19 protein-coding genes and 2 tRNA genes are annotated in these 26,175 nt (G+C 63.6%); 18 read left to right on the top strand and 3 right to left on the bottom strand.

Annotated elements, in window-relative coordinates:
* The first annotated feature begins 35 nt into the window (after positions 1 to 35).
* Both mprF and J2R99_RS00465 read left to right on the top strand, forming a co-directional pair.
* Positions 36 to 2,654 carry a bifunctional lysylphosphatidylglycerol flippase/synthetase MprF gene (gene mprF / locus J2R99_RS00470; protein ID WP_370872308.1) on the top strand — a complete coding sequence of 873 codons (2,619 nt, stop codon included), beginning with the start codon at positions 36 to 38 and terminating at the stop codon, positions 2,652 to 2,654.
* Positions 2,651 to 4,006, top strand: a complete 1,356-nt coding sequence (locus J2R99_RS00465; protein WP_307152555.1) for a virulence factor family protein — start codon at positions 2,651 to 2,653, stop codon at positions 4,004 to 4,006. Before mprF ends, J2R99_RS00465 begins: the two co-directional genes overlap by 4 nt.
* Positions 4,007 to 4,263: 257 nt before the next feature.
* On the opposite strand, the gene J2R99_RS00460 is transcribed toward J2R99_RS00465, so the two are convergent.
* On the bottom strand, positions 4,264 to 5,001 hold the full coding sequence (locus J2R99_RS00460) for a TetR/AcrR family transcriptional regulator (RefSeq protein WP_307152554.1): 738 nt from the start codon (positions 4,999 to 5,001) through the stop codon (positions 4,264 to 4,266).
* 140 nt (positions 5,002 to 5,141) lie between these two features.
* Between J2R99_RS00460 and J2R99_RS00455 the strand changes: the two genes are divergently transcribed.
* From J2R99_RS00455 to J2R99_RS00445, 3 genes are read left to right on the top strand one after another with little or no spacing between them, the layout of a single operon-like run.
* Positions 5,142 to 5,267, top strand: coding sequence for a hypothetical protein (locus J2R99_RS00455; protein ID WP_281275251.1), 126 nt, complete (start codon positions 5,142 to 5,144; stop codon positions 5,265 to 5,267).
* A gap of 31 nt (positions 5,268 to 5,298) precedes the next feature.
* Entirely contained in the window at positions 5,299 to 6,396 is a 1,098-nt protein-coding gene (locus J2R99_RS00450; RefSeq protein ID WP_307152553.1) for an efflux RND transporter periplasmic adaptor subunit, read from the top strand.
* Positions 6,393 to 9,494: an efflux RND transporter permease subunit gene (locus J2R99_RS00445; RefSeq protein ID WP_307152552.1), complete on the top strand. Its 3,102-nt coding sequence runs from the start codon at positions 6,393 to 6,395 to the stop codon at positions 9,492 to 9,494. The genes J2R99_RS00450 and J2R99_RS00445 overlap by 4 nt, the downstream gene beginning before the upstream one ends.
* Positions 9,495 to 10,112: 618 nt before the next feature.
* Here the strand turns inward: J2R99_RS00445 and J2R99_RS00440 are convergent.
* Positions 10,113 to 10,186, bottom strand: a tRNA-Gln gene (locus J2R99_RS00440).
* A 340-nt stretch (positions 10,187 to 10,526) separates the two neighbouring features.
* On the opposite strand from J2R99_RS00440, the gene J2R99_RS00435 reads away from it, so the two are divergent.
* The 8 genes from J2R99_RS00435 to J2R99_RS00400 all read left to right on the top strand — a co-directional run bounded on the left by J2R99_RS00435 (position 10,527) and on the right by J2R99_RS00400 (position 19,339).
* Positions 10,527 to 11,828 (top strand): Ppx/GppA phosphatase family protein, encoded by a 1,302-nt coding sequence (locus tag J2R99_RS00435; RefSeq protein WP_307152551.1) that lies wholly within the window; start codon positions 10,527 to 10,529, stop codon positions 11,826 to 11,828.
* 106 nt (positions 11,829 to 11,934) lie between these two features.
* On the top strand, positions 11,935 to 12,600 hold the full coding sequence (locus J2R99_RS00430; protein ID WP_307152550.1) for an RlmE family RNA methyltransferase: 666 nt from the start codon (positions 11,935 to 11,937) through the stop codon (positions 12,598 to 12,600).
* A gap of 142 nt (positions 12,601 to 12,742) precedes the next feature.
* Positions 12,743 to 13,363 carry a YceI family protein gene (locus tag J2R99_RS00425; protein WP_307152549.1) on the top strand — a complete coding sequence of 207 codons (621 nt, stop codon included), beginning with the start codon at positions 12,743 to 12,745 and terminating at the stop codon, positions 13,361 to 13,363.
* Between the two features lie 245 nt (positions 13,364 to 13,608).
* Positions 13,609 to 15,111 carry an IMP dehydrogenase gene (guaB, locus tag J2R99_RS00420; RefSeq protein ID WP_307152548.1) on the top strand — a complete coding sequence of 501 codons (1,503 nt, stop codon included), beginning with the start codon at positions 13,609 to 13,611 and terminating at the stop codon, positions 15,109 to 15,111.
* Positions 15,112 to 15,211: 100 nt separating this feature from the next.
* The gene (locus tag J2R99_RS00415) at positions 15,212 to 16,507 is read left to right on the top strand and encodes an RsmB/NOP family class I SAM-dependent RNA methyltransferase (protein WP_307152547.1); all 1,296 of its coding nucleotides are present in this window, start codon (positions 15,212 to 15,214) and stop codon (positions 16,505 to 16,507) included.
* Positions 16,508 to 16,615: 108 nt separating this feature from the next.
* Positions 16,616 to 17,317, top strand: coding sequence for a glutathione binding-like protein (locus tag J2R99_RS00410; RefSeq protein ID WP_307152546.1), 702 nt, complete (start codon positions 16,616 to 16,618; stop codon positions 17,315 to 17,317).
* Positions 17,318 to 17,546: 229 nt separating this feature from the next.
* A tRNA-Ser gene (locus tag J2R99_RS00405) sits at positions 17,547 to 17,638 on the top strand.
* Between the two features lie 78 nt (positions 17,639 to 17,716).
* Positions 17,717 to 19,339, top strand: a complete 1,623-nt coding sequence (locus J2R99_RS00400; RefSeq protein WP_307152545.1) for a DUF6538 domain-containing protein — start codon at positions 17,717 to 17,719, stop codon at positions 19,337 to 19,339.
* 223 nt (positions 19,340 to 19,562) lie between these two features.
* On the opposite strand, the gene J2R99_RS00395 is transcribed toward J2R99_RS00400, so the two are convergent.
* Entirely contained in the window at positions 19,563 to 20,624 is a 1,062-nt protein-coding gene (locus tag J2R99_RS00395) for a YaaC family protein (RefSeq protein WP_307152544.1), read from the bottom strand.
* 373 nt (positions 20,625 to 20,997) lie between these two features.
* On the opposite strand from J2R99_RS00395, the gene istA reads away from it, so the two are divergent.
* The 5 genes from istA to J2R99_RS00370 all read left to right on the top strand — a co-directional run bounded on the left by istA (position 20,998) and on the right by J2R99_RS00370 (position 26,149).
* Complete coding sequence (gene istA / locus J2R99_RS00390; protein ID WP_307154099.1) at positions 20,998 to 22,248, top strand: IS21 family transposase; 1,251 nt, start codon at positions 20,998 to 21,000, stop codon at positions 22,246 to 22,248.
* The gene (istB, locus tag J2R99_RS00385) at positions 22,248 to 23,060 is read left to right on the top strand and encodes an IS21-like element helper ATPase IstB (RefSeq protein ID WP_307152543.1); all 813 of its coding nucleotides are present in this window, start codon (positions 22,248 to 22,250) and stop codon (positions 23,058 to 23,060) included. Before istA ends, istB begins: the two co-directional genes overlap by 1 nt.
* Before the next feature lie 550 nt (positions 23,061 to 23,610).
* The gene (locus J2R99_RS00380; protein WP_307152542.1) at positions 23,611 to 24,189 is read left to right on the top strand and encodes a hypothetical protein; all 579 of its coding nucleotides are present in this window, start codon (positions 23,611 to 23,613) and stop codon (positions 24,187 to 24,189) included.
* A complete protein-coding gene (locus J2R99_RS00375) occupies positions 24,179 to 25,384 on the top strand; it encodes a helix-turn-helix domain-containing protein (protein ID WP_307152541.1) in 1,206 nt (401 codons plus the stop codon). The genes J2R99_RS00380 and J2R99_RS00375 overlap by 11 nt, the downstream gene beginning before the upstream one ends.
* A 603-nt stretch (positions 25,385 to 25,987) precedes the next feature.
* Positions 25,988 to 26,149: a hypothetical protein gene (locus J2R99_RS00370; RefSeq protein ID WP_307152540.1), complete on the top strand. Its 162-nt coding sequence runs from the start codon at positions 25,988 to 25,990 to the stop codon at positions 26,147 to 26,149.
* Positions 26,150 to 26,175: the final 26 nt, after the last annotated feature.

The following is a 26,175-nucleotide window of genomic DNA, read 5'->3' as shown; positions in this document are numbered from 1 at the left end:
GCTGGCACGTCCTGTGGGGTCGGAGGCTGATTGGGATGGAGGCTGCGGGATCTTCCCGGGTTGCGGCGCCGGACGAGGCGGCTGGCTCGGACCGACAGAGCTTGGACGGCCAGAGACAACCGCGCCGGCGCTGGCGTCGCTTTCTGGCGCCCGGCGTGGCCGTGGTGCTGCTCGCCTTCATGGCTCTCGCCGTCAGCCGTCTCGCCCAGGATGTCACCTATTCGGCAGTCGTCGAGGCTCTCTCCGAGGTGTCCTGGTGGCGGCTCGGCGCGGCGGGCGCGCTGACGGCGCTGAGTTTTCTGGCGTTGAGCTTCTATGATGTCTCCGGGCTCGAATATGCCGGCAGACGCCTGCCTTATCCGCGCGTCGCGCTCGCGTCCTTCTGCGCCTACGCCGTCGGAAACACGGCGGGTTTCGGGCCACTCTCCGGCGGCGCGGTGCGTTACCGGTTTTACACCCCGCTTGGCCTGAAACCGGAGGAAATCGCGCGCGTCGTGGCCTTCATCACCGCGGGCTTCGGGCTCGGGCTCGTGGCAACGGCCGGTCTTGGCCTGATCTTTGCGGGTGGCCCCGTTGCCGAGGCTCTCCGGATGCCCGTTCCGCTCCTCCGTGCCGCCGGAGGCGTGGTGCTGCTTCTTGCATTCTCCCCCGTGATCGCTTCCTTGCGGCAAGCGCGGACCTTGCGGCTGCGCTCCGTCCACATCGTGCTGCCTCGCGCCGGCTTGATCCTGCGCCAGCTCGCCATCACGCTCCTCGATATCACCGCATCCGCCGCCGTCTTGTGGGTGCTGCTTCCGCAAGATTCGATCGGCTTTGTGGGCTTCGTCCCGGTCTATGCCATCGCTGTCGCGCTCGGCGTGCTCAGCCACGTACCGGCTGGTCTCGGCGTGTTCGAGACGGTGATGATCGCGGCCCTCTCGGCTACCTTGCCGGTCGACCGTGTGCTCGCCGCTCTGGTTCTCTACCGTCTGATCTATTACGCACTGCCTCTCGCGGCTGCGACTTTGACGATCATCGCTCTGGAGGCAAGACGGGCCGTCGCGGGCACGGCTTTGGCGGGCGCTGCCCAACTCATCCCGCCCGTTCTCGCTGCCCTCAGCCTTCTGTCGGGAGGCATGCTCGTCCTGTCCGGCCTCACGCCTGCCGCCCCGCAGCGTCTCGGCCTTCTGAATGCCTTCGTTCCGCTCCCCATCATCGAAGGCGCGCACTTCCTCTCGAGCATCCTCGGCACGCTCTTGCTGATCACCGCCCGGGGACTGCTTTTCCGTCTCGACGGCGCCTGGTGGGTGACGGTTGTCGCAACTCTTCTCGCTTTGGCATTCGCGCCCTTGAAGGCTCTCGCCGTCGGCGAAACCGTCATCCTTTCTCTGCTCCTCATCGCGCTCCTTGCGACACGAGCGGAATTCTCGCGTCCGTCCTCGCTGATGCATGAAACCTTCAGCCTTCGCTGGCTGGTGGCCGTGGCGACGATCCTCGTCTCCTGCTTCGCGGTGATGATGTTCGCCTATAAGGAGGTCGCCTACACGCACGAGCTTTGGTGGCAGTTCGAAGTGACGGCCGATGCTCCGCGCAGCCTCCGCGCGCTCGTCGGCATTGCGTTCGCGATCGCGACGATCGCCGTCTGGTCTCTCGTCAGGCCATGGCCCGGCATTCGCGAAAAGGCGACCGCCGAACAGCTTGAGCATGCCGTTGCGATCGCCGCGCAACAGGAACGCCCGGATGCGAATCTCGTGCGAATGGGAGACAAGAGCCTGATGTTCTCCGAAGACGGGGCCGCTTTCATCATGTTCGCGCGCCAGGGACGTTCATGGGTCGCGCTTTTCGACCCCGTCGGGGCGAGAGCGTCCTGGCCCGGCCTCGTGTGGAAATTCGTCGAGACCGCGCGGCAGCATGGCGGCCGCGCCGTGTTCTACGAAGTCGGGCCACGCGATTTGAGCCTTTACGCGGATGCGGGTCTCGCCGCGTTCAAGCTCGGCGAGAGTGCAAAGGTGAAACTTGCCGATTTCGAGCTGCAAGGCGGCCGGCGCTCGAACTTCCGCAACGCGTTGCGCAAGGGAGAACGGGCAGGCTTTGAGTTCGAGGTCTATCCCGCCGACCGCGTTCCGGAAATCCTGAACGAACTCAAAGCGGTTTCAGACGTCTGGCTGGCGTATCACAACGTCCGGGAAAAGGCGTTTTCGCTCGGGGCCTTCGATGAAGCCTATGTCGCCGCGCAGCCCGTGGCATGCCTCAGGCACCAGGGGCGGATCATCGCCTTTGCGACGCTCCTGACCACGCAGGTGCGGTACGAGGCGTCGATCGATCTCATGCGCGTCGCACCGGATGCTCCCAACGGGACGATGGATTTCCTGTTCTTGAAGCTCATCCTTCTCTTCAAAGAGGAGGGATATGAATGGTTCGATCTCGGCATGGCGCCGCTCTCCGGGTTTCGCTCGGGAAGCGCTGCGACGCTCTGGAACCGGGTCGGACGTGCGGTCTTCGAGCACGGCGAGCGGTTCTACCATTTCAAGGGGCTGCACGGCTTCAAGGACAAGTTCGATCCACATTGGGAGCCGAGGTACATGGCCGTATCCGGCGGCATCAATCCTTTGATTGCACTGACCGACGTCACGGTCCTCATCGGCGGCGGTTTGCGTGGGGTGGTTTCCAAATGAAGCATCTGTTTTGCGCGGTTCTGGCCGTGCTCTGCGGGTCGGCGAGTTTTGACGCGTCGGCTGCCATCCTCGATTCCGGTCAGCCGGCGATCGCCCGCATCCTCAATGGCGGTGCGCCCGTGAGCGGGATTGTCTTTCTTATTTCCGATCGGGACGGCTGGAGCGACGAGGACGATGCCTCTGCCCGGTCTCTGGCTGAGCATCGCGCCATCGTCGTTGGCGTGGACCTGCCTCGCTATCTCGCGGCTCTCGATGCAGAGGACGGCGATTGCGCCTATCTCGTTTCTGATATCGAGGCCTTGAGCCACAAGCTTCAGAGACAGGCAGGTACATCGGATTATCACGCGCCGATCATCGCCGGCGAGGGCGCGGGTGGTGGCCTGGCGATCGCCATTGCGGCCCAAACGCCGGAGGCGACGGTAGGCCACACGCTCGCTCTCGATCCGACGCCCGGCATCTCGTTAAGGAAGCCGCTCTGCTCCGGGGCGCCGCGCCAGAACCTGGCGGGCGAGACCATCTATGGCCTGTCTCCGGGCCCTTTGCCCGATCCGGTCGATGTCTACTTTTCCCCCACGGCAACGCAGGCATCCAAAGCCCATATAGCGGACCTCGTCTCCGAGCATTTCGCCGTTTCTGTGACCGATGGAGAGGGGGCTGAGGCGGGATTTGAAGGGAAACTGGATGCGCTCCTCAAGCTCACCTCCCGGGAGCAGGAGGGCGCGGCCGACATGCCGATCGTGGAGCTTGCCGCCACACCCGCCGTCGATGCCATGGCGATCGTCTATTCCGGCGATGGTGGCTGGCGGGATCTCGACAGGACGATTGCGGGCATCTTCCAGGCGAAGGGCCTTCCCACGATCGGGGTCGATTCCTTGCGCTATTTCTGGTCGGAGAAGACGCCCGAAGAGGTCGCGCATGACCTTGCAGGGTTGATCGATGCCTACACCGCGAAATGGGCGGTCGGCCACGTCGCGCTCGTCGGCTATTCTTTCGGCGCCGATATGATGCCGGAGGTCTACAACGCGCTTGATGCGCCGCACCAGGCCAAGGTCGCCCAGATATCGCTTCTCGCCGTTGCCCCGTCCGCAGAGTTCGAAATCACGGTCTCGGGATGGCTCGGCGTGGCCTCCGCCTCCTCGCATCCGACTTTGCCTCAGATCGAGCGGATCGACCCCGCAAAGCTTCAATGTGTCTATGGCGCCGATGACAGCCGCGCCACCGTCTGCCCGGCACTTGCGGATTCACACATCGAAATCATCGAGACGACGGGCGGACACCATTTCGACGGCGACTACGATGCGCTCGCCGCGACAATTCTTTCTGGACTGAAGTCGCGGCTCAAGGACAAGTAGCCGACACGCCCCAGATCCCACGCCGGGGGCTTGGAAGATGCCGTTTTCTCCTCACGCTCTGCCTCTCGGAGGCAAACAATCTCCGGTGCGGATGAGGCGACGTTCTCCTATCCTAGGCACAGAATGGCCGAAAACGGATTGGTGGCTTTGGCGCGCTCGTCACGTCGTGGCGGATATTTCGTCGATCGCGACCATCCCCAACATAGCGCAGAAACCCGGGAGCCAGGTCACGCAAGGCCAGAATGATCCCGCGTGCCTCAGGAGTTCATCCGCGCGGCGACGCCATCGAGAATGATCTGGAGCCCGCGCTCGAACTCCTCCGCGGGGGAGGGGTGCTCGACCTCCTTCACGATCCGGGCAATGTTCGGAAAGCGCCCGGTGGCCAGCATACGCTCAAGATAGGGATAGGTGGCAAGCTGCCATTCTTCCTTGGTCATGCCGCTCGCCTGGATGGCATGGCGTTCACTGGCCTCGTCCTGGAGGGCTCCCACCACGTAGGCGTTGACGGTCTTCAGAGTTTGAAGCGTCACGGCGATGTCCTCGAAGCCGCGCTGGCTACTCAGTGCGGCGAGTGATGCCTCGTTATAGACCATGGCGTTCGGGCCCTGGTGCGGGCGCCCGCTCAGAAGCTCGGTCAGCCAGGCATGCCGGTGGACTGCTTCGCGCGTGCGATGCGCCATCGTCCGCAGGGCATCCTGCCAGCCCCCCTCGAGCGGGCCTTCCGCGATCATCTCTCCGTACACGGCATCCACCAGCAGATCGAGCAGCTCCTCCTTGGTGTCGATATACCCGTAGAGCCGCATCGGACTGGAACCGAGCAGGGCTGCAATCTTGCGCAGGGAGACGGCGGCGAGGCCTTCCGCATCCGCCAGTGCGAGAGCCGCCCGCACAATACGATCCCGGCTCAGCGGCACGGGCGCCGGCCGCTTCTCGGGTTCCGGCCTCTCCCACACCAGAAACGGGTTCGGGACGCGTGATTCTTTCTGGTTGCTCATGAGATCTCCTTGTCGCGCATCGTGACGACATTGACTACGCCGAATCCGTGCGATACAGCGTATTGCAAATAAACACCGTATCAGAATTGTCGAGTGGGGACGTGAAAGGTCCTTAGAGGGTTCCAACCAGGTCGCGCCGCGTGGCCTCCCTCGCCGGTCAGGGTCGCGCGATGCTCGTCAATCTCGCCCTCGTCGCAGCCGTCGTCTTCGTCTGCCTCAGCCTCGTCCGGCTGATGCCGACAGCGGCCCCTGCCGAGCAGCGCTAATCCTGCGGATGATCCGCGGAAGGAGGCTCCGATGAGCCAAAGACGATCTCTGTTCCTTGCGACGCTCTGCCTGGCGGGAGTGCCGTTCGCTCCCCCCAACGTCGCCGCCGAGGACGGTCCGGCGGTTTCGAAGCCGGTCCTGGCCGTCCAGGCGATCGAGCCTCGGCAGGAGCGCTGGACCTCCACCATCGCCGCCAGCGGCTGGGTCGCCGCCTGGGATGAGGCGTCGATCTCCACCGAAGTCGGCGAGCTCCGGATCGAGCAAATTCTCGTCGACGTAGGCGATGTGGTGAAGAAGGGACAAGTCCTCGCACGTCTGTCGCACGACGCCGTGGAAGCCGACCTGCGCCGCCAGGTTGCCGTCGTCGCAAGCGCCGAGGCGAACCTCGAAAAGGCGACGACCGACGCCGATCGCGCACGGCGACTCTCGCAAAACGCCAAGGGAACAATGTCGCAGAAGGATATCGAGGATGCGCTGAGCGGCGAAAAGGTGGCCAAGGCCAATCTGGAGGCCGAACAGGCGATCCTGGACGGTACACGGCTCAAGCTCCGGCAGACGACTATTCGCGCGATCGACGATGGCGTCGTCTCGCAAAAATCCGCCACGCTCGGCGCCGTGCCGACGGCGGGTGCCGAGCTCTTCCGCGTCCTTCGCCAGAACCGGATCGAATGGCAGGCCGAGGTCACGGCAAAGGATCTGACGCACATCGTGAAGGGTCAGCAGGCGCGGATCTTCGATCAGAGACACGCACTGTGTACGGGGTCGGTGAGAACCATGGCTCCGACGGCAGACCGCGCCACGGGACGCGTGATGATCTACGTCGACTTGCCGATGGGCTGCGATCTCACCCCCGGCTCGTTTGCCAGCGGTGCGATCGACATCGACAGCCAGACGGTGACGACCGTTCCGTCGACGGCGGTGACCATGGAGGGCGGAGCCAGCTACGTCTATCGCCTCACCGGGAACACCGTCGAACGACGCCAGGTGACGATCGGCCGCCGCCGCGATGGCCGCGTCGAAGTGGTTTCGGGGCTCGATGAGCACGCGCGACTGGTCGAGAACGGCGGCGGCTTCCTGTTCGACGGTGCTCCCGTCATGGTGGTTGCCGAGAACGAGACGCGGAAATGAACGTCTCCGCCTGGGCTGTCCGCAATCCCGTTCCCGTCGTCCTTCTCTTCGTCCTGCTCCTGATCGGCGGACTGTTCTCCTTCTCGAAGCTGGGCGTTCAGTCCTTCCCCGATCTCGACCTGCCCCTCATCCAGATCTCCGCCGATCTCGAAGGCGCCGCGCCCGCGCAGCTCGAAACGGAGGTGGCGCGCAAGATCGAGGACAGCGTCGCTTCTCTGAGCCGGCTCAATCACATCACGACGACGGTGAACGATGGCTCCGTCTCGGTGATGGCCGAGTTTGAGATCGCCAAGGATCCGGAAGAAGCCCTCAACGAGGTCCGCAATGCCGTCGACAGCGTGCGTGCGGATCTGCCGTCCGAAATGGGGGCGCCGAGCGTCACCAAACTGTCAGTCCAGGATTCGGTGCTGATCACCTATGCCGTGACCTCCGCCAGCCTGAACGAGGCGGAACTCTCCTGGTTCGTCGACAACGACATGACGAAGGCGCTGCGGTCGGTTGAGGGGGTCGGCGACGTCGCGCGCGTCGGCGGGATCGATCGCGAGATCGTCGTCGCGGTCGATCCCGGCAAACTCGCCGCTCTCGGGCTGTCGGTGACGGACGTCGCGGGCCTTCTGCGCTCGGTCCAGCTCGACCAGTCCGGCGGCCGTGTCCAGACCATGTCGTCGCGCCAGTCGATCCGGGTTCTCGGCGCGGCCGACACGGTCGACCGTCTGTCCTCGGTCTCCGTGCCCGCCGCCAACGGAACCTCGGTCCGGCTCGACCAGATCGCGACGATCTCGGACGCGCATGCCGACCGAACCTCGCTCGCCTATCTCAATGGCGAGCGCGTCATCGGGGTCCAGATCAAGCGCTCCAACGGCTATTCGGATGTCGCCGTCGCCAATGGGATCCGCTCGGTGAGCGCCGACTTCGCGGCCGCCCATCGCCAAGTTTCGATCGTCGAGGCGTCCAACACGGTCAAGGCGACGCGCGACGACTACGAGGCCTCGATGCACATGCTCGCCGAGGGAATCGTGATCGCCATTGTCATCGTGTGGCTGTTCCTGAGGAACTGGCGCGCCACCTTGGTTTCGGCCGCCGCACTGCCGCTGGCCATGATCCCAACCTTCATTGTCATGGACTGGTTCGGCTTCACGCTGAACGTGATCTCGCTGCTCGCCCTGTCGCTGGTGGTCGGCATCCTGGTGGACGACGCCATCGTCGAGGTCGAGAACATCGAACGTCATATCTCCTATGGCGGCACGCCGCGCGCGGCGACCATCGAGGCGACGCAGGAGATCGGCATCGCCGTCATCGCCACGACCCTGACCCTGGTCGCCGTCTTCCTGCCGACGGCGTTCATGGGCGACATCCCTGGCCTCGTCTTCCGGCAGTTCGGCGTCACGGCGGCGGCGGCGGTCCTCGCCTCGCTCCTGGTGGCGCGGCTTCTCACGCCGATGATGGCCGCTTCCCTCCTGAAATCCCAGGGCGCCACGAACAGCCATGCCGACGGCTGGTTGATGCGGGCCTACATGCGTCTCGCGTGCTCGTGCCTTGCCTGGCGCAAGCTGGCGCTTCTGGCGGTCATCCTCTTCATCGCCGCGTCCCTGTCTCTGGTTCCGCTCCTGGAGATCGCCTTCGTTCCGCCTGCCGACATCGCCCAGACGACGGTCACCCTCAACGTCCAGCCGGGCAGCAGCCTGGAAGAAACGGACGCGGTCGTGCGACAGGCGGCGGCCGCCATCGCCAAGGTCGGACAGGTTCGGTCTGTCTTTGCCGTAGTGGGCGCCTCCGGCAGCAACAGCGGCGGCCCCAATCTTGCCATCACCGCGGACGTGACCGGAGCCCTGCTGACCGTCGATCTGACGCCGCTCGACGAGCGCGATCGGTCTCAGACGCAGATCGAGAACGACATCCGCGCCGCGTTGGACCGTGTGCCGGGCGCGCGGGTTGAGGTTGGGGCCGGCGGCGACGGCAGCACCCTCGGCGTCGTTCTCGCCAGCAATGACGACGCGACGCTGCTCCAGGCAGCAAAGGCTCTCGAGGACCAGATGCGCGGTCTGCCTGGACTTGGCGCAGTCACCTCGACCGCCGCCCTTGAGGCGCCGGAGGTGCAGATCGTTCCCGACAGCGCCCATGCCAGCGCCGTCGGCGTGACGCCCGAGGCCATCGCCGACGTCGTGCGCATCGCCACCTGTGGCGACTACGCGTTCTCTCAGCCCAAGCTCAACCTGCCGGAACGCCAGCTGCCGATCCGGCTGAAACTCGACATCGACCCGGACAGCAATCTCGAGGACATTCGCCAGTTGCGCGTCGACGGCAACGGCGGAAGCGTGACGCTCGGGTCCGTCGCCGACGTCAAGCTCGGCACGGGTCCGACGAGCATCTCACGCATCGACCGCGAGCGAAACGTCACGGTCAGCGTCGAGCTGAACGGCAGGAGCATCGGCGCCGTGATGGAGGAGGTTCAGGCGCTTCCCGCCATCAAAACCCTGCCGGCGAGCGTCAGAATGGTCGATGAAGGCGAGGTCGAGCGCATGGATTCCATGTTCGCCGGTTTTGTTGTCGCGCTGGTGATCGGCCTAGTCTGCATCTATTGCGTGCTCGCGCTGCTCTTCCACGATTTTCTGCAGCCGTTCACGATCCTGATGGCCATTCCGCTGTCGCTCGGCGGCGCGCTCTTGCCGTTGGTTCTGACCGACACCAGCTTCTCGATGGCGACGGCCATCGGCCTTTTGATGCTGATCGGGATCGTCACCAAGAACTCGATCCTCATCGTCGAATACGCGGCGGCCGCCCAGCAGAAGGGCTGGCAGAGGGGCGAAGCCCTGCTCGACGCCTGTCACAAGAGAGCGCGTCCCGTGGTGATGACGACGATCGCGATGATCGGCGGCATGTGCCCCGTCGTGCTGGGGCTGTCGGGCGGTGATCCAAGCTTTCGGAGGCCGATGGGGCTTGTCGTCATTGGCGGGCTTTTCGTCTCGACCGCCCTTAGCCTGATCGTCATTCCGGTGATCTACTCCTTCGTCGATGATCTCTCGTCGCGGCTGCGCAAACGCTTTACGCACGCCGCCATTCTATCTCATGCAAACGGCGTCGCCGCCGCAGATCGATGAAGGGTTCATCCCCCGCGTGTTCGGGGGAACACCCAAGCATCGCTGATGAGGGGAGGGCGATCCTCGGTTCATCCCCGCGTCTGCGGGGAACACGAAAGTCGCCCTCTTGCTGGTGCAAGCCCTTTTCCGGCCGGGCCTGCTGTCCGCGCACGGCGAGAATGGGAGTTGTCCACGCCATCGCCGATCGGTCCTTTTGCCTTCCGCCGACCGCCCGCCGCGAGTTCGGCGCCGCGACGGCGTCGAGCTTCTCGCTGTGCCCCTTTGCTGCGGATGCCAGAAAGCGCCGGGCCGCGTCCCTCGTCAGCATGCGGGTTCCTGCACTCGTCCTCAGCCACTCTCTGGCCATCGTCACGGCTGGCGCGATTCGACGTGCCGCCAGTGGGCATCTCGTGCGCAGGCTCGCCTCGATCGCCGCCCTGCAACCATGGATAGCGAGAAAGGGTCAACGGCGGCGCCACCAATATACGGCGCCACGGCGATGCACGTGCTGAATCGTTGTCACGCTCAAAAGTCCTCCGGTCGAGGACGGGAGCGGTCAGACATCTCTGTGAGACAGGTCCGTGTGAATCGGCCTTGCGGCTCAGAAGCACAAAAGAATATCAATCACTTATGGGTGATTGGCTGGGGAACCTGGATTCGAACCAGGACCGACGGAGTCAGAGTCCGCTGTTCTACCGTTAAACTATTCCCCAACGGGCCGAACCGCGTCTACCTAGATTCCACGTTCGCGCTTTGCAAGGCCATTGCAGCGATTTTCTGCTGGCGCGACAAGCCATGCACAGGCTTCACGACACGCACAAGGTTTTGCAGAGCCTGGCACGCAGGCCGCTGCCCGCAGCCTTTCTTGGGGCGAACTCCTTCGGAAGGTGCAGCAGATGCGAAAAAAGCGCCCGCGAAGAGACGTTCCACGGTCAAAGATCTTCGTCGACCCGCACGCTGTGCGGCCTTGCCCGTTTCCCTTTGCCGGCGACACTGTTACTCTTCGGCCAACGAAGGCGCGGTCTCAACCAGTAGACCGCGCGAGGAGAGCACATGACCAAGGGCACGGATGCGGTGCGACCCGCATTCCTGCCCGGTCCGACGGAGCCGCTGGCGCGCGCATCATCCTTGCGCGAGGCGGCGGTTGACGCTGCAGGCGCTGCGCAGCCCTCCCATCGGCGGATGGAGCGCGAAGGTGCCGAACATAAGAGCGGCTCCCGTCGATCGGGCATGAGATGGCGCGGGCGCCATGGCAGTTTTGAGCGCGGGCCGTACTACGCCGCGCTCGATCTCGGGACGAACAATTGCCGGCTTTTGATTGCCGAGCCGCGGGGCGAGCATTTTCGTGTCGTCGATTCGTTTTCGCGCATCGTCCGGCTCGGGGAAGGTGTTGGTCAGAACGGCTGCCTTTCCGAGGAGGCGCAATCGCGCGCCGTGGAAGCACTGAAAGTCTGCCGGCAGAAGCTCGAGACGCGGCCGATCGCAAGAACGCGCCTCATCGCGACCGAAGCCTGCCGTCAGGCGACGAATGGACGTGATTTTCTGGAAAGGGTGCAGAGCGAGGTCGGTCTCCGTTTGGAGATGATCGACCGGCGCACGGAGGCGCATCTCGCCGCCGCGGGCTGTGCCCCGCTCTTGGACCCCACGACAGAGGGGGCCGTTCTTTTCGATATCGGTGGCGGTTCCTCGGAAATCGTCTGGCTCGACCGGCGACGCGGGCGCCGCCGCGGTCTCGTGCGCGCCTGGGCATCTCTGCCTGTGGGCGTGGTGACGCTCGCCGAGCGCTATGGGGGCGTTGATGTGACGCCCTCTGTCTTCCAGGCGATGGTGGAGGACGTGCGCAAGGAGTTTTTCCGCTTCCGCGCCCGGTCTGCCCTGCAAAGTGCTTTGCGCGAGCGCCGCTTCCACCTCCTCGGCACGTCCGGAACGGTGACGACGCTTGCCGGCGTCTATCTCGATCTGCCGCGCTATGACCGGCGCTCCGTCGACGGTCTGTGGATGGAAGCCGCAGACATCGAAGCGATGATGACGCGCCTGCGTGCCATGGATTACGCCGCCCGCATCGCCAATCCCTGCATCGGCCGGGAACGTGCGGATCTGGTGTTGGCCGGTTGCGCCATCTTCGAGGCGATCCGCTCCGAATGGTCGTGCGAGCGCCTGCGCGTTGCCGATCGCGGCCTGCGCGAAGGGATTCTCATCCAATTGATGCGCGCCGACGGGCATCTGAAACCGCGCCCGGATCAGCCTCGCCACGATCAGCACCGCCGCGGCGAGGCGAGGGGCGGCGAGACGAGGGCTTGCGAGTCGAAGGGAAAAAGGCGCGGCCGGCCGGAGACCTCCGGAGGCGATGAATGAAATCGTCGGCGCAGTTGGATATACGCTGCCCGCTCAGGCGGTTCGTCCGACACTTGCTTGACGCTCGCAGTCTCGGGCTTTTCGAAGACGATAGGGAGAGGCCGGAATGGCGCGGCTGACAAGCCACAAGAAACGCAAGGCCTCTTCGCGCCGCTGGCTGGAGCGCCAGATCAACGATCCCTATGTCACCCGCTCGAAAGCGGAAGGCATGCGTTCGCGTGCCGCCTACAAGCTTCTGGAAATCGACGAGAAGTACGGGCTCTTGAAGCCTGGGCTTAGGGTCGTCGATCTCGGCGCGGCACCGGGCGGCTGGTCGCAGGTCGCGGCAACGCGGGTGCAATCGTCGGACGAGGCGCCGCGCGTCGTGGCAATCGATTATCTGGAGATGGACGCGCTCGCGGGTGTGGCCTTCCTGCAGAAGGACTTCCTCGACGAGGATGCGCCCGAGGCGCTCAAGGCGGCGCTCGGCGGGCATAAGGCCAATCTCGTCTTATCCGACATGGCCGCGCCGACGACAGGCCACAAGCCGACCGATCATTTGCGCATCGTGGCGCTCGTCGAGACGGCTGCCGCCTTCGCCGATGAGATTCTGGCGCCGGGCGGTGCGTTCTTGGCGAAGGTCTTCCGCGGTGGCACCGAGCATACGCTCCTTGCCGAGCTCAAGAAAAGCTACGCCAAGGTTCTCCACGTGAAGCCGCCGGCGAGCCGCTCTGACAGTCCAGAGACCTATCTTCTTGCGACCGGCTTCCGTGGCCGGGCCGACGAAGGGTAGCGATCGGAAGCCCGCGCTGGGTCGTGACGGGCCCAATGGACCGACGCGACGGTGGCCGCAGAGCTTTCGGGCAGGCGCCGGGCGTGCCATATTCAAAGCCGGCCCGAGGCCTCCCCCCTTTCAACTTTGAAGAAGGCATTCCATGCGCGTCATCCTTGCTGCTGCGATCGCTCTCGCCGCTGGCACCGCCCTCGCTCAACCGGTTCCGACCGCCACAGAGCAGCCAGGGCAGGCGGAACCCGCCCGTATCGAGGCCGGCACGTATCAGGTCGATCCAGACCATACCCAGGTCACCTGGACGGTAAACCATCTCGGCTTCTCGATGCTGGAAGGTCTGTTCGGCGCTTCGGAAGGATCGATCACCATCGACCCCAAGAATCCCTCGGGCGCGAAGGTGGAGGTGACGTTTCCGATCGATGCGGTGCGCGTGACCTTGCCGGAGTTCGGTGAGCACCTTCAGTCGGCCGAGTTCTTCAACGCCGCGCAATATCCCGCAGCTCGCTTCGTTTCGACATCCGTCACGGTGGCTGAGGGGAATAAGGCCACGATTGTCGGCGATCTGACGATCAAGGATCAGACCAAGCCGGTGACGATCGACGCAGTGCTCGTGGGCGCGGGCACCAACCCGATGACTGATAGCCTGAATTTCGGATTTTATGGCTCAACCACGATCAAGAGAAGCGACTTCGGCCTCGGCGCATATGCGCCTGCCGTGTCGGACGACGTGCAGCTCGAAATCAACGCCGCCTTCGTAAAGCCCTGAGTGAGAGTGCGAAGAGCGGTGCGCCTTTGCGGATCGCTCTCCTCTCCCGCGCAACGGTTGCAATCGGAACCACGCATTTGGGTCGGCTGCCTGTTCGCCCTATCGGCCCTTTCTCTCTGCAGGGCAGCCGTGCAAAAGGGGAAAGCGGTCCCCAGGCCATTTGCAAGCCGTCACCTGCGTGTTAATGACCCGCGCCAACCTCACTTACGCCCAATCGCACCCTTGCGATCCCTCTCGGAGGTGGCATGCCACAAATCATTGATGTCTCGACCGGTCGCGAAGCTCTTACCTTCGACGACGTGCTTCTGCGTCCCGCCCACAGCCACGTGCTGCCCGGCGAGACCGATCTTTCCACCCGGCTCACGCGCACGATCTCCCTGAAACTGCCGATTATCTCCTCCGCCATGGATACGGTGACGGAAGCGAAGCTCGCCATCGCCATGGCGCAGGCGGGCGGGCTCGGCGTCATCCATCGCAATCTCGATCCCGAGATCCAGGCCGAGCAGGTGCGGCAGGTCAAGAAATTCGAATCGGGAATGGTTGTGAACCCGGTCGTCATCGGCCCCGACGCGACGCTTGCCGACGCCCAGGCCCTGATGAAGGCGAACGACATTTCCGGCATTCCGGTCGTGCAAAATGCCGGCAGCGGCGGCACGGTGACGGGCCGGCTCGTCGGCATCCTCACACACCGTGATGTGCGCTTTGCCTCCGATCCGAACCAGCGTGTCTACGAACTGATGACGCGGGAAGATCTCGTCACGGTGCGGGACAATGTCAGCCAGGAAGAAGCCAAGCGGCTCCTTCACCAGCACCGCATCGAAAAGCTGCTCGTCGTCGACGAGAGGCACAATTGCATCGGCCTCATCACGGTCAAGGACATCGAGAAGGCGCGTCTGCATCCCGATTCAGCCAAGGATGCGCAGGGCCGTCTGCGGGCCGCCGCCGCCACCAATGTCGGCGATGCCGGGCTTGAGCGCTCCGAGCGGCTGATCGATGCCGGCTGCGACGTCATCGTGGTCGACACCGCCCACGGCCATTCCTCGCGCGTTCTGGAAAGCGTGACGAAGATCAAGAAACTCTCCAACGAAACGCAGATCGTTGCCGGCAATGTGGCGACGGCCGAAGGCGCCAAGGCGCTCATCGATGCCGGCGCCGATTGCATCAAAGTTGGCATCGGTCCGGGCTCGATCTGCACGACGCGGGTCGTCGCCGGCGTTGGCGTGCCACAGCTCACCGCCATTCTGGAGACGGTGGAGGAAGCCTCGAAAGCCGACATTCCCGTGATCGCCGACGGCGGCATCAAATTCTCCGGCGATCTTGCCAAGGCGCTTGCCGCCGGCGCTTCGGTCGCCATGGTCGGCTCGCTTCTCGCCGGCACGGACGAGAGCCCAGGCGAGGTTTATCTCTACCAGGGCCGCTCCTACAAAGCCTATCGGGGCATGGGCTCCGTCGGCGCCATGGCCCGGGGATCCGCTGACCGCTATTTCCAGGCGGAGGTGCGCGATAGCTTGAAGCTCGTGCCGGAAGGCGTCGAAGGTCAGGTGCCTTATAAGGGTCCGGTCGGTGGCGTTCTCCACCAGCTCGCCGGCGGTCTTCGGGCCGCCATGGGCTATGTCGGGGCGCAGAATCTCGAGGAATTCCGCAACAAGGCGCAGTTCCTGCGGATTTCCGGCGCTGGCCTGCAGGAAAGCCATGTGCACGATGTGCAGCTGACGCGCGAAAGCCCGAACTATCCGGGTCGCTCCTAGGCGGCTTTAGGGGCGCTACCGAAGCGCTGCAGAGCGTAGGACGGATATCGAGCCGGGCGGTTCTTGTCGCCCGGCCGCTTTTTTCAAAGAGGCAGAAGCCATGCGCCTTCCCGGGCGGATCGATGCGGCCATTGCGGTCTTGACGGATGTGGAGGAGCGCCACCGGCCGGTGGCGGAGGCGCTCAAGGATTGGGGGCTGTCGCATCGATTTGCGGGCTCCGGCGACCGCGCGGCGATCGGCGATCTCGTCTATGACGCGCTTCGCCGGCGTTCTTCCATCGCCTGGAGGATGGGGGAGGAGACGCCGCGGGCTTTGGCGCTTGGGGCAGTGGTGTTCCATTGGGCCGAGCCGGTCGAAAGTTTGAATCAACTTTTTAGCGAAGACCGACATGCGCCTGAGAAGCTGACGGAATCGGAGCTTGAGAGACTTCAAGCGGCGTCTGAGGAGAACATGCCGGAGGCCGTCCGCGCCGATGTGCCGGACTTTGCCGCAAAAGAGCTGGAAAGGGTCTTCGGGACCGCCTGGGTCGAGGAGGCGATGGCGCTTGGCGGGCGACCGCCGCTCGATCTCAGGGTCAACGTGCTGAAGGCGGAGCGCGACAAGGTGGAAGCGCAGCTTGCGCGCTTCGACGTGGAGAAGACGCGCCTCTCACCCGTCGGCCTGCGTGTGCCGCCGCGCGAGGGCGCACGCCGCCATCCGAACGTTCAGGCCGACGAAGCCTATCAGCGCGGCCGCATCGAGATCCAGGACGAGGCGAGCCAGCTCGCGGCCCTTCTCGCAGCCTCAGGTGTCGACGACAGCGGCGGGCAGATCCTCGATTTCTGTGCCGGCGGCGGCGGTAAGACCCTCGCTCTGTCGGCGGCGCTCGCCAATCGCGGCCAGATCTATGCCCATGATGCCGACCGCCACCGCCTGGCGCCGATCTTTGAGCGGCTGAAACGCGCGGGAGCGCGCAATGTGCAGGTGCGTCAGCCGGGCGAGGGCGCGCTCGATGATCTTGACGGGCGCATGGACGTCGTCCTCGTTGATGCGCCCTGTTCCGGCTCCGGCACATGGCGGCGCAGGCCGGATGCGAAATGGCGCATAAGAGAAGACGCCCTTCAGCTGCGCGCCGACGAGCAGGAGAAGATCCTTCACGCAGCCTCCCGCTTCGTGCGGCCCGGCGGGCTTCTCGTCTACGTCACCTGTTCTCTGTTCCCCGCTGAAAACGGCGAGCGTGTTGCGGCCTTCACCGAAGCGCAGCCGGAGTTTCAGGCGCTCGACCTTGCCCCCGCCTGGGACAAGGTGACGGCGGCGGACAAGCCGCGCTGGGCGACGCCCGCAGGCCTCGTTCTCACCCCAGCCTCAACGGCAACCGATGGGTTCTTCGTCGCTGCGATGGCGCGGCAGCCTTAGTGCCGCAGCCTTAAGGTGGCGGCCAGGTGGTCTTTGCGACCATCGCGATCGCGCTTGCCACGGGTCTGGTCGCGACTAGCTATGGGCACGAATGCAAAGGAGTGTTTCATGGCAGAGCCCGCGCTTCAGCTCTATTTCTGGCCGACGCCGAACGGCTTTAAGGTGACCCTGTTTCTGGAGGAAGTCGGCGTCCCCTACGGCGTCAACTTTGTCGATATCGGCAAGGGCGAGCAGTTTCAGCCGGACTTTTTAAAGATTTCGCCCAACAACCGCATGCCGGCGCTGATCGACCGCGACGGGCCGGACGGCGAGCCGATTTCGATGTTCGAATCGGGCGCGATTCTCATGTATCTCGGCCGCAAATTCGGCCGCTTCTATCCAACGGACGAAGCAAAGCGCGTCGAGGTGGAAAGCTGGCTGATGTGGCAGATGGCGGGCTTCGGTCCAATGCTTGGGCAGAACCATCATTTTCGCAATTACGCGCCGGAGAAGGTCCCTTACGCGATCAAGCGCTACGAGGATGAGACCGACCGGCTTTACGGCGTCCTCGACCGCCAGCTGGAGGATCGCAGCTTCGTGGCCTGCGAAGAGCTCACGATCGCCGATATGGCGATCCTGCCCTGGGCGCGGTCTCCGGAAAAGCAGGGCGTCGATCTGGCGAATTTCCCCAATGTCGCGCGTTGGCGGCAGATGCTGCTCGCGCGTCCAGCCTTCGAGCAGGCCTTCGTGGTCGGGCTCGACAAGCAAATGGATCTGTCCACCGACAAGGACGCGCAGGCGGTGCTCTTCGGTCAGCGCACGCGGCGATAGACCGAACCTTCTTGGCGGAGGCTGCTTCGCAACGTCGCTATCGATTTCGTGGCGTTGAAAGAATGCCGTGCCCGATCGCGAGCACGGCTGGAACGGGCATTCTCGCGCTGTCGGTCGGGCTTCCTCAACGACGGCGCGGGTCCGATCATGCGGGTGCAGACAGAACCAAGAGCTTTTCCCTCAAGAGACCCGGTTGACGCGGGCCGCGAAACCGGCCATTTCGGGAGGTGGAGAGGTGGCCGAGTGGTCGAAGGCGCTCCCCTGCTAAGGGAGTAGACGGTTTATCCCGTCTCGAGGGTTCGAATCCCTTCCTCTCCGCCATCCCTAAGCCATTGATAAAAATGCAGAATTTCGCGGATTCGGGTTTTTGGTACCCACCAATGTACCCAGGAGCGAACGATGCATCTCGCCCGCCGCGGCGCCGTCTGGAGGTTCCAGATTCGCGTGCCGCGTGATCTGGAGCCGGTTCTCGGCCCCACGCCCATCCGCATTCCGATCGGCACTGCGACAACACGCGAGGCCCAAAGCCAGGCGCGTTTACTCGCTGGAAGGGCGGAATCCGCATTTCTCGCCTTGAAGGCGAGGGGCGGCGAAATGAGCGAGGACGACGAAACGCGCGACGAACTGATCGGGATGCTGAAGGCGACCCTTGAAGAGGTTCGGAAATCGCACGCGGAAGACCGCAGGCAATGGATGGACCTGGCGGCGGAGGAGCGGCGGTTCCACGCCGAGCAGCTTCGTGCGATCGAGGAGCGCTACAGAGAGGAGCGCGCCAGCGACGCGCATGTGCTGCGCAGCGCCACGGAAAAGGTCGCGGAACTTGCCGAGGAAGGCGAAGCCGGTGGCGCGGACGCTGGCGGGCTGCTGGAGCAACTCGCCGCCTTGCTGAAGGAGGCCAAGGTCGCAAAGAGCGGCGGCAAGGCGCCTTCCTTGAGCGAATGCATCGAGGACTACGTCGCCGCCAAGCGCAGGCGCGGCATCGACGACAAGTTCGCGCGCTCCATCCGCAATCGTCTCGCCGACTTCATCGCCTATGCGGGCGACAAGCCGCTCGACGACTACGCCTTCTCCGACCTCCAGGGCTTTGCCGACATGCTGGCGAACCTGCCGACGAACTGGATGAAGAAGGACCTCTTCAAGGATCTGAGCCTGAAAGAGGCAGCCGAGAAGCATCGCCAGCTCCTGGAGGAGGGGCGCCACCCGCTTCCCTGCTTCGGCCGCAAGACGATCAAGGACAACTATGTGGGCATCGTCCGGACCGCCTTCGGCGAGCTCTGCGTCAGGCACGATTGCCGCAACCCCTTCGAGCGCGGCCGGATCTTCGTGCCTGCGGAGGCGACCGTCTCGGTGAAGCGGGAGGCGTTCTCGGTGGAGGAACTCAATCGCTGGTTCGCTCTCGCCGCAGCGGAGGGCCGCCCCGACGATCGCTGGCTGCCGCTTCTCGGCACGCTGACGGGAGCCAGGCTTGCGGAGCTCATCTATCTGCAGGGCAAGGACATTTACGAACTGAAGAAGGGGCTCTGGGTTGCCGACCTCACGAAGAAGCTGCTCCTGCCGGATGGCAGGGAGAAGCGGCGGGCGATCAAGACGGAGACGAGCATCCGCATCTTTGCGCTGCACGCGGTGTTCGAGGAGGTCGGCTTTCTCGACTATGCCCGCAGGAAGAAGGAGGGGCAGTGGCTTTTCCCCGCGCTGCACAGCGGCGTCGCCGACCCGCCGAGCACAGCCTCCAAGCGCGTCAACTACCGCCTGAAGAAGGCGGGCATCCACCGCCCGCGCGAACTCGTGTTCCATTCCTCGCGCCATACCTCGAAGGACCTGATGCGCATCGCCCATGTCGACCCGCGTACGATCGACAGGCAGACCGGCCACGCGCCGACGAGCGTCGGCGACCGCTACGGCTCCAAGCACCTGCGCGAGGACGAGATCGCGGTTCTTTCGGCCATCCCGCTGCCGGAGGGGCTTGATCTGGGGCCGTATCTGAGGCGGAGGAAAGAGGAGCTGGAGGCGCGGCGGAAATGATTTCCGGGGGGGTCAGAATGGACACCGCGAGCTTGCCTTAAGGACTGTGAAGGGCCGATAACCGACCGTCAGCTTCCAGACGTTGCAGGCGGAAAGCTGCCGTTCCGGTCACGACCCAACTCCGACATACGAAAGCAAGTCTTCGACGATCGGAAGCAGCCATACGTTCTGCGCCGTTAGCTAATAAGATGAAGCCCTAACAAACTTTCTTCACCATAACAGGTTAGAACGTAGATTGGCGCACACCAGCAGGAGAGATTTCGTAGCCCGTGATTTCGGCTGCAATCTCATCAATGAACTGATTTTGTGCGCCTCGAACAAATTCATAGACGATCCAGTTCCGAGGCCCCTTGAGCAAGTTGTTCAATTCAGTGGGTTTGTAGCGAGAGATCTCGCTCATGCGATGCATCGCCATCAAAATCAGGACGAGATTATTTCGTTCGATCCGTCGGTAGGCGGCAAGGTTACGCTTGATATACCAGAAGGGCTGCGTGCCGGAGATATAGTTAACATCGCGACGCAAGTTCCGATGAAAATCGGTCAGAGCTATAAGGTCCGCAGCGGTCGGACGCCTAGCGCCTGACCAAGCAAACGTTTCGACGCTCTCGATTACATGATCGCCCCATCCGTCATCGTCTTCCTCGTCGTCGAGCTGCCTCACAGCAAATGCCGCAGGGATCGTATTGATGGTCTGTCCGTGCGTATGCTCGTCGGGCAGCGTCGCCTGAAAACGCGCTCGTCCAGCCTCGGCCTTGACGTATCTCGGCTCATGAATGCTAAGGAAAAGCTCCCTCCTACGATAGCTTATTGTAAAGGCTCTATGGATGAACGCGAGGTTGGAAAGCACTTCAGACAGCGAGTAGCGAGTGTCAGTTTCCGTTTCCTGGAAATAGGAGATCAGTGATGGAAGTAGCCCGGCTCCTCTGATCTTGATACCTTCATTATCAAGTAAAACGCGACCGCCAGCCCTCATGTCAAACCCGGCGACGCCATGGTAGGGGTTGTATGCGGCTTCTTTCGTTTCGAGTAGCGCCTTCACTGCGTTCAAAAACGAGTAGTAGAGGGGCAGAGGTGCAGACTGGACAGGAAGCTCTCGCGCCGACTCGAAGAAGTGACGCGCCTGCTCCCAGTAAACCTTGGCGTGCGCATTACCGTTTTTGCGAAGCCATAGCGAAACGAACTCCCAAGGTGACGACGCGATAACGCGCCGCTCAGAGAAATCGGGATCACAAGTAGCGCGGTGAAAGCGGACAGGTCGATCGGAGATTCGTATGATATCGCTCATGAACTATGCTTCACCGTGACCGATGATTTTGGCAAGGCTCTCAGGAGCGATGGGCGGATTCTTCGATTGCAAGGGGCTGGCGAAGGTCCGGTTTTGATGATCTTCCTCTCAAAGTCGCCAGTCCCATTTCCACCCCGGCCGAGCCATTCGCCTATCGGTATCGATGGGCCGAAAGGAGACTGGCAGCTTCGGGGCAGTCTGATGAAAGCTGCCCTACCTGTCCGGCGACATGGAAAACTGACCCCCTGGCGCCATTGAGAATGGACCCCCCTGGCGCCATCGGCGAGAAAGGGGGTTTTGAATGAGGCAAGAGGTTTCAGAGGCGCGTTTGTGCGGTCAGCCTCTGCGGTTCAAGGAGCCGCGGAGGGAGGTGATGGTCGAGCCGGAGGCGGTAGCGGCGATGCTGAAGCTCAAGGATCTGGGCTGGGGCTCGAAGCGGATCGCGAAGGAACTGGGCGTCAACCGGGGCACGGTGAAGCGCTATCTGGCAGCCGGAGGCTGGCGGCCCTTCAAGAAGCCGGTGCGGGCGAGGCTGCTCGATGGCCAGGAGGCCTTTCTGCGCGAGCGGTTGCGGCGCCATCGTGGCAACGCCGATGTGGTGCGCCAGGAGCTGGCTTCAGAACGCGGCATCGTGGCGAGCCTGAGGACGGTGCAGCGGGCACTTGAGCCTTACCGGCAGGAGCTTGCGGCAGAAGCGCGTGCGACGGTTCGCTTTGAGACGGCGTCGGGCAGGCAGCTGCAGATCGACTTCGGGGAGCGGTTCGTGGAGATCGGCGGGCGCCCTTTGAAGGCGTTTCTGTTCGTCGCCACGCTCGGCTACTCGCGGGTGATCCATGTGCGGGCGTTCCGCCACGCCAGGCAGGAGAGCTGGTTTGAGGGGCTGGAGAGCGCCTTCCTGATGTTCGGCGGTGTGCCGGAGGAAGTGCTCCTGGACAATGCCCGCGCGCTGGTCGTCGACCACGATGCGGCGACGCGCATGGTCGTCTTCAACGCCCGGTTCCTGGCGTTTGCCCGTCACTGGGGCTTCCGGCCGAAGGCCTGTGCACCGTATCGCGCCCGCACCAAGGGCAAGACGGAATCGGGCGTGGGCTATGTGAAGAAGAACGCGGTGGCTGGCCGCGGCTTTGAGAGCTGGGAGGCATTCGAGGCGCATCTGGCCGTCTGGGAACGCAAGATCGCCAATGCGCGGATGCACGGCACGACGGGCGAAGCGCCGCAGCTTCGTTACGAGCGCGACGAGAGGGCTGCGCTGAAGCCGCTTGGCGATCGCCCGCCGTTCCGCGCCTGCCGGGCGCTTCAGCGCCGTGTGCGCAACGATTGCGCCGTGGAGGTCGACGGCAACGCCTACTCGGTCCCCTGGCGGCTGATCGGCGAGACGGTCGAGGTGATGGTCGCCGCCGGTCAGGTTCGCATCCGCCATGGGGCGCGCGAGGTCGCGGCGCATGCGGAAGCTCGTGGCCGACGTGAGCGGATCGTCGATCCGGCGCATCTGGCAGGTGTTGCGGGCTCCCGCGGACGGGTCGTGCGGATCGTGGCCGATGCTTGCGAAGACGCAGCGCCCGCCATGTCCGCCCTGCTGCGGCCTCTCGCCGAATACGAGGCGGTCGCCGGAGGAGGCTTCTGATGGCGCGTGCCAACAAGGCTGCTCCCATCCTCGATCCGCTGGACGCCATGCTGACGCGGCTCAAGCTCACCGGCGTGCGCGATCAGCTCGACAACCTGCTCGACGAGGCCGGACGGGCGAACCTGTCGGCCCGCGAGACGCTGGCGCTGCTCTGTCAGCGGGAGATCGAACGCAAGGACCATCGCCGGATCGAGATGGCGCTGAAGCTCGCGCACTTCCCGGTCGTGAAGGACCTCGCCAGCTTCGACTACGAGGCGCAGCCCTCGGTCGATCCGAGACAGATCCGCGATCTGGCCGCCGGGCGATGGATTGCCAACGGCGAGAACCTGATGCTGCTCGGGCCGCCGGGCGTTGGCAAGACGCATCTTGCGATCGCACTCGGCCGCGAGGCGATCCTGGCGGGTTACTCCGTCCAGTTCGTCACGGCGACGACCCTGGTCGCCTCTCTTGCCAAGGCACATGCGGAGAAGCGGCTCGATGATCGGCTCCTGGGGCTGGCGAAGCCGAAGCTCCTGATCGTCGACGAGCTCGGCTATCTGCCCCTGGAGCCCGACGCAGCGCATCTGTTCTTCCAATTGGTCAGCCGACGCTACGAGAGGGGAGCCATGCTGATCACCTCCAACCGCAACATCAGCGAATGGGGCACCGTCTTCGGCGATGCGGTGGTGGCGACTGCCATCCTGGACCGGCTGCTCCACCACAGCCACGTGATCACCATCCGCGGCGACAGCTACCGGCTGCGGGCCAAGCGGCGCAGCGGCCTCCTTCAGAAGGCCCCTGCGCAAGAGACGACAAACGAAGCCACGACCTGAATGCCAGGGGGTCAGTTCTTCCTGGCGCGAAGGGGTCACTTCCTGCTGTCGCTTGACACCCTTCCTGCATGAGGCTCTTCCCAACCGCTTTCTGCTCGAAGTCTAGAGAAAGTGGCCGGGCGTCGCGCAAGCAGCATTGAAGGTTCCGGTTTGGTACTCTTGCTGCTCAGATGAATTCCAAAGGCCTGCTTCGAACTGTGTGCCGAGGACGTCGGCAAACAGAGCGAAGAATTATGCCTGCCTTCGCGAAAATGAAACTACGATCGGCAACGGTCGCTGAGTTCCGGCTAGACCAACACCGCGAAGTCGATCGGAGAGGAAGACGAGCACGAGGGCGAGAGGAGCGGCATGCGGTCGAGGAAGACCCTTTGCTGTTGATACATTCCCAAGGTTCGGCTATACCAGTTGACAAAACGGCCGATTATTCGGATTTGGTTGCCTGCGGCGGACCACAACCAAACCGAGAGGGTGGTTATATGAGCATAGTAGACCCGAAGGCCTTCCTGAGGACCAGTTCCAAAAGCGTTACTGGCACCTGATCCCAACCACATTGAAGACGGCTTACCAGACGGTCGAAAAGATCGTCGCCGATGAGCCTGTGTTCCAAGTTCCAAGTGCGGTCGACAACCGAGGGAGAATCGTCGCATGGGCTGTCGACCTCGCATTCGTGCGGCTGATCGACAGCGGCCGTCTTCCCTTCGACTATCAATGGAAGACGTTCAATCATCCGACGGGACGGTACCTGGAGATCCGTCCCTCACACTCGGTAGTGACCATCAGTCAGGTCGCCGACCCGAAGAAGCAGCCCCGCAGTGTCAGGTTTCGTGAGAACGGTCGGATGAACAACGAGCCATTCTTTCCGTTGCCTGAATTCGCGGACGAGCAGGAGATCAAGGGGTTCCCCCATCTCCTGCTGGTTCACGGGCATCAGCAACTCAACTTTGCTCATCTGACGGTGCCACATCCGATGCACCATCGTGATTACAGGTTCAGGACGGACAATCTGCTTCACATGGCGCATGAGGTTCCGACTTCCGGGCCGCCTGTCGAAGACACTGACACCGACTTCGAATCGACAGAGCTTCTGAAACAGGACATTGAAAAATGGCGCAAAGACCATGGTGACTAGCGACAACGTCGTCCGCTTTCCTGGAGCGGACGCACGTCAAGAGCGAAGCAGCCGCCTCGTCCCGGGACGGCTGCTCGAAGCGCGTCTAGCGCGTCGCTTGACGCAGACCGAGCTTGCATCGATCGCCGGCGTCAGCCGGCAGTCGATCTCGTTCTACGAGTCTGGGGAGCGGGTGCCGGAGCCGGCGACGATGAATGCGATCGCCGACGCGCTTGAGCAGCCGATGGCATTCTTCGTGAAGGAAGAGCCGCCGACCTTCGGTATGCACAGCACCAACTTCTTTCGAAAGGTCGGCGCTGACACCAAGCGGCGCAACATGGCTTGCGAAGTGATGGCGCGCTGGCTGTCTCAGACCGCCTATGCCTTCGATTCCATCGCCAATTATCCTGCCGTCGACTTGCCGGCGTTCGAGCCGAGCAATCGTGGTTCCCCCGGTTACGACGAGGACGAGATCGAGGAGATTGCCGAGCAGGTCCGTCAATTGTTCGGGCTGGGACTGGGCCCGATCTCGAACGTCGTGCGCCTGCTCGAATCAAAGGGCGTTCTCGTCTGCCGGGTCGAGATGCCTGGCGAGAAGGTTGAGGCGTTTTCGTTCTGGAGCGGGGCTCGTCCGTTCATCTTTCTAGCGTCAGATAAGGATAGCGGCGCCCGCGCCCGCTTCGACGCGGCGCATGAGCTTGGCCACTTGGTTCTTCATCGCTGGGTCGACGCCGTCGAGATCGAAGACAAGGATCGCCTGAAAGAGATCGAGCGCGAGGCAGACTATTTCGCTGGCGCATTTCTGCTGCCGCGGAAGTCGTTTCCCAACGAGGTCTTCACACCGCGCCTGACCGCGTTTGTCGATCTAAAGACGAGGTGGAAGGTGTCCATCGCGGCAATGATCTACCGTTGCAAGAGCCTCGGCGTCTTCGACGAACAGCAGGTGACCAATCTCTACAAGCAGATTTCCGCAAAGAAGTGGCGCAGGCAGGAGCCGTTGGATGGGCCCAGCGGACTGCCGATCGAGCAACCGATCCTGCTTCGGCGGGTGGTCGAACTGGTCATCGAGAGTGGACGCATGGAGAAGGATGAGATTCGGGCGGCACTGTCGTTCAACCCGCCGATGATCGAGCAGCTTACCGGTCTTCCTTCTGGCTTCCTCATGCCAGAATCTGCCGAGATTGACTTCGTTCCGTCGTTGAAATCTATCGAATAAAAGTCGTCGGCGTTATATTGGAAAGAGAAATTGACACACGCGAACACTTAGCAAGACGCCGGCCTCCAGCGGCCGACGCTTGTGGCGGTCGCGTCGCCGCCTGTCTGACGAAGCGCGCATCGCCGTGCCGGAGATGACGAGCACCGGTGCGGGTGGCCTCCGTACCGTGCCGCTCAATGTCCGGTTTCGGAGGTAGGCCTTATGTGATTCGACGACCGACATGGGCGCGAAGCGGAAATCATTTCCGCGGTCACCTCCGGGGGAGGAGCAGGGCACGGACATCTACGAGCTGAAGAAGGGACTCTGGGTTGCCGACCTGACGAAGGATCTGCTCCTGCCGGATGGCAGGGCGAAGCGGCGGGCGATCAAGACGGAGACGAGCATCCGCATCTTCGCGCTGCACTCGGTGTTCGCGGAGGTCGGCTTTCTCGACTATGCCCCCGCAAGAAGAAGGAGGGGCAGTGGCTCTTTCCGGCGCTGCACAGCGGCGTCGCCGACCCGCCGAGCACCGCCTCCAAGCGCGTCTATCGCCTGAAGAAGGCGGGCATCCACCGCCCGCGCGAGCTCGTCTTCCACTCATCACGCCACACCTCGAAGGACGTCATGCGCATCGCCCATGTCGATCCGCGCACCATCGACCGGCAAACCGGCCCCGCCCCGACGAGCGTCGGCGACCGCTACGGCTCCAAACACCTGCGCGAGGACGAGATCGCGATCCTCTCGGCGATCCCTTTGCCGGAGGGGCTGGATCTCGGCCGTATCTGAGGCGGCGGGAAGAGGAGCTGGAGGGG

The sequence above is a fragment of the Rhodopseudomonas julia genome (assembly GCF_030813515.1).
Taxonomy (GTDB): domain Bacteria; phylum Pseudomonadota; class Alphaproteobacteria; order Rhizobiales; family Afifellaceae; genus Afifella; species Afifella julia.
Note: the sequence above shows the minus strand (reverse complement) of the source record. Positions and strands in the feature narration are given on the sequence as shown.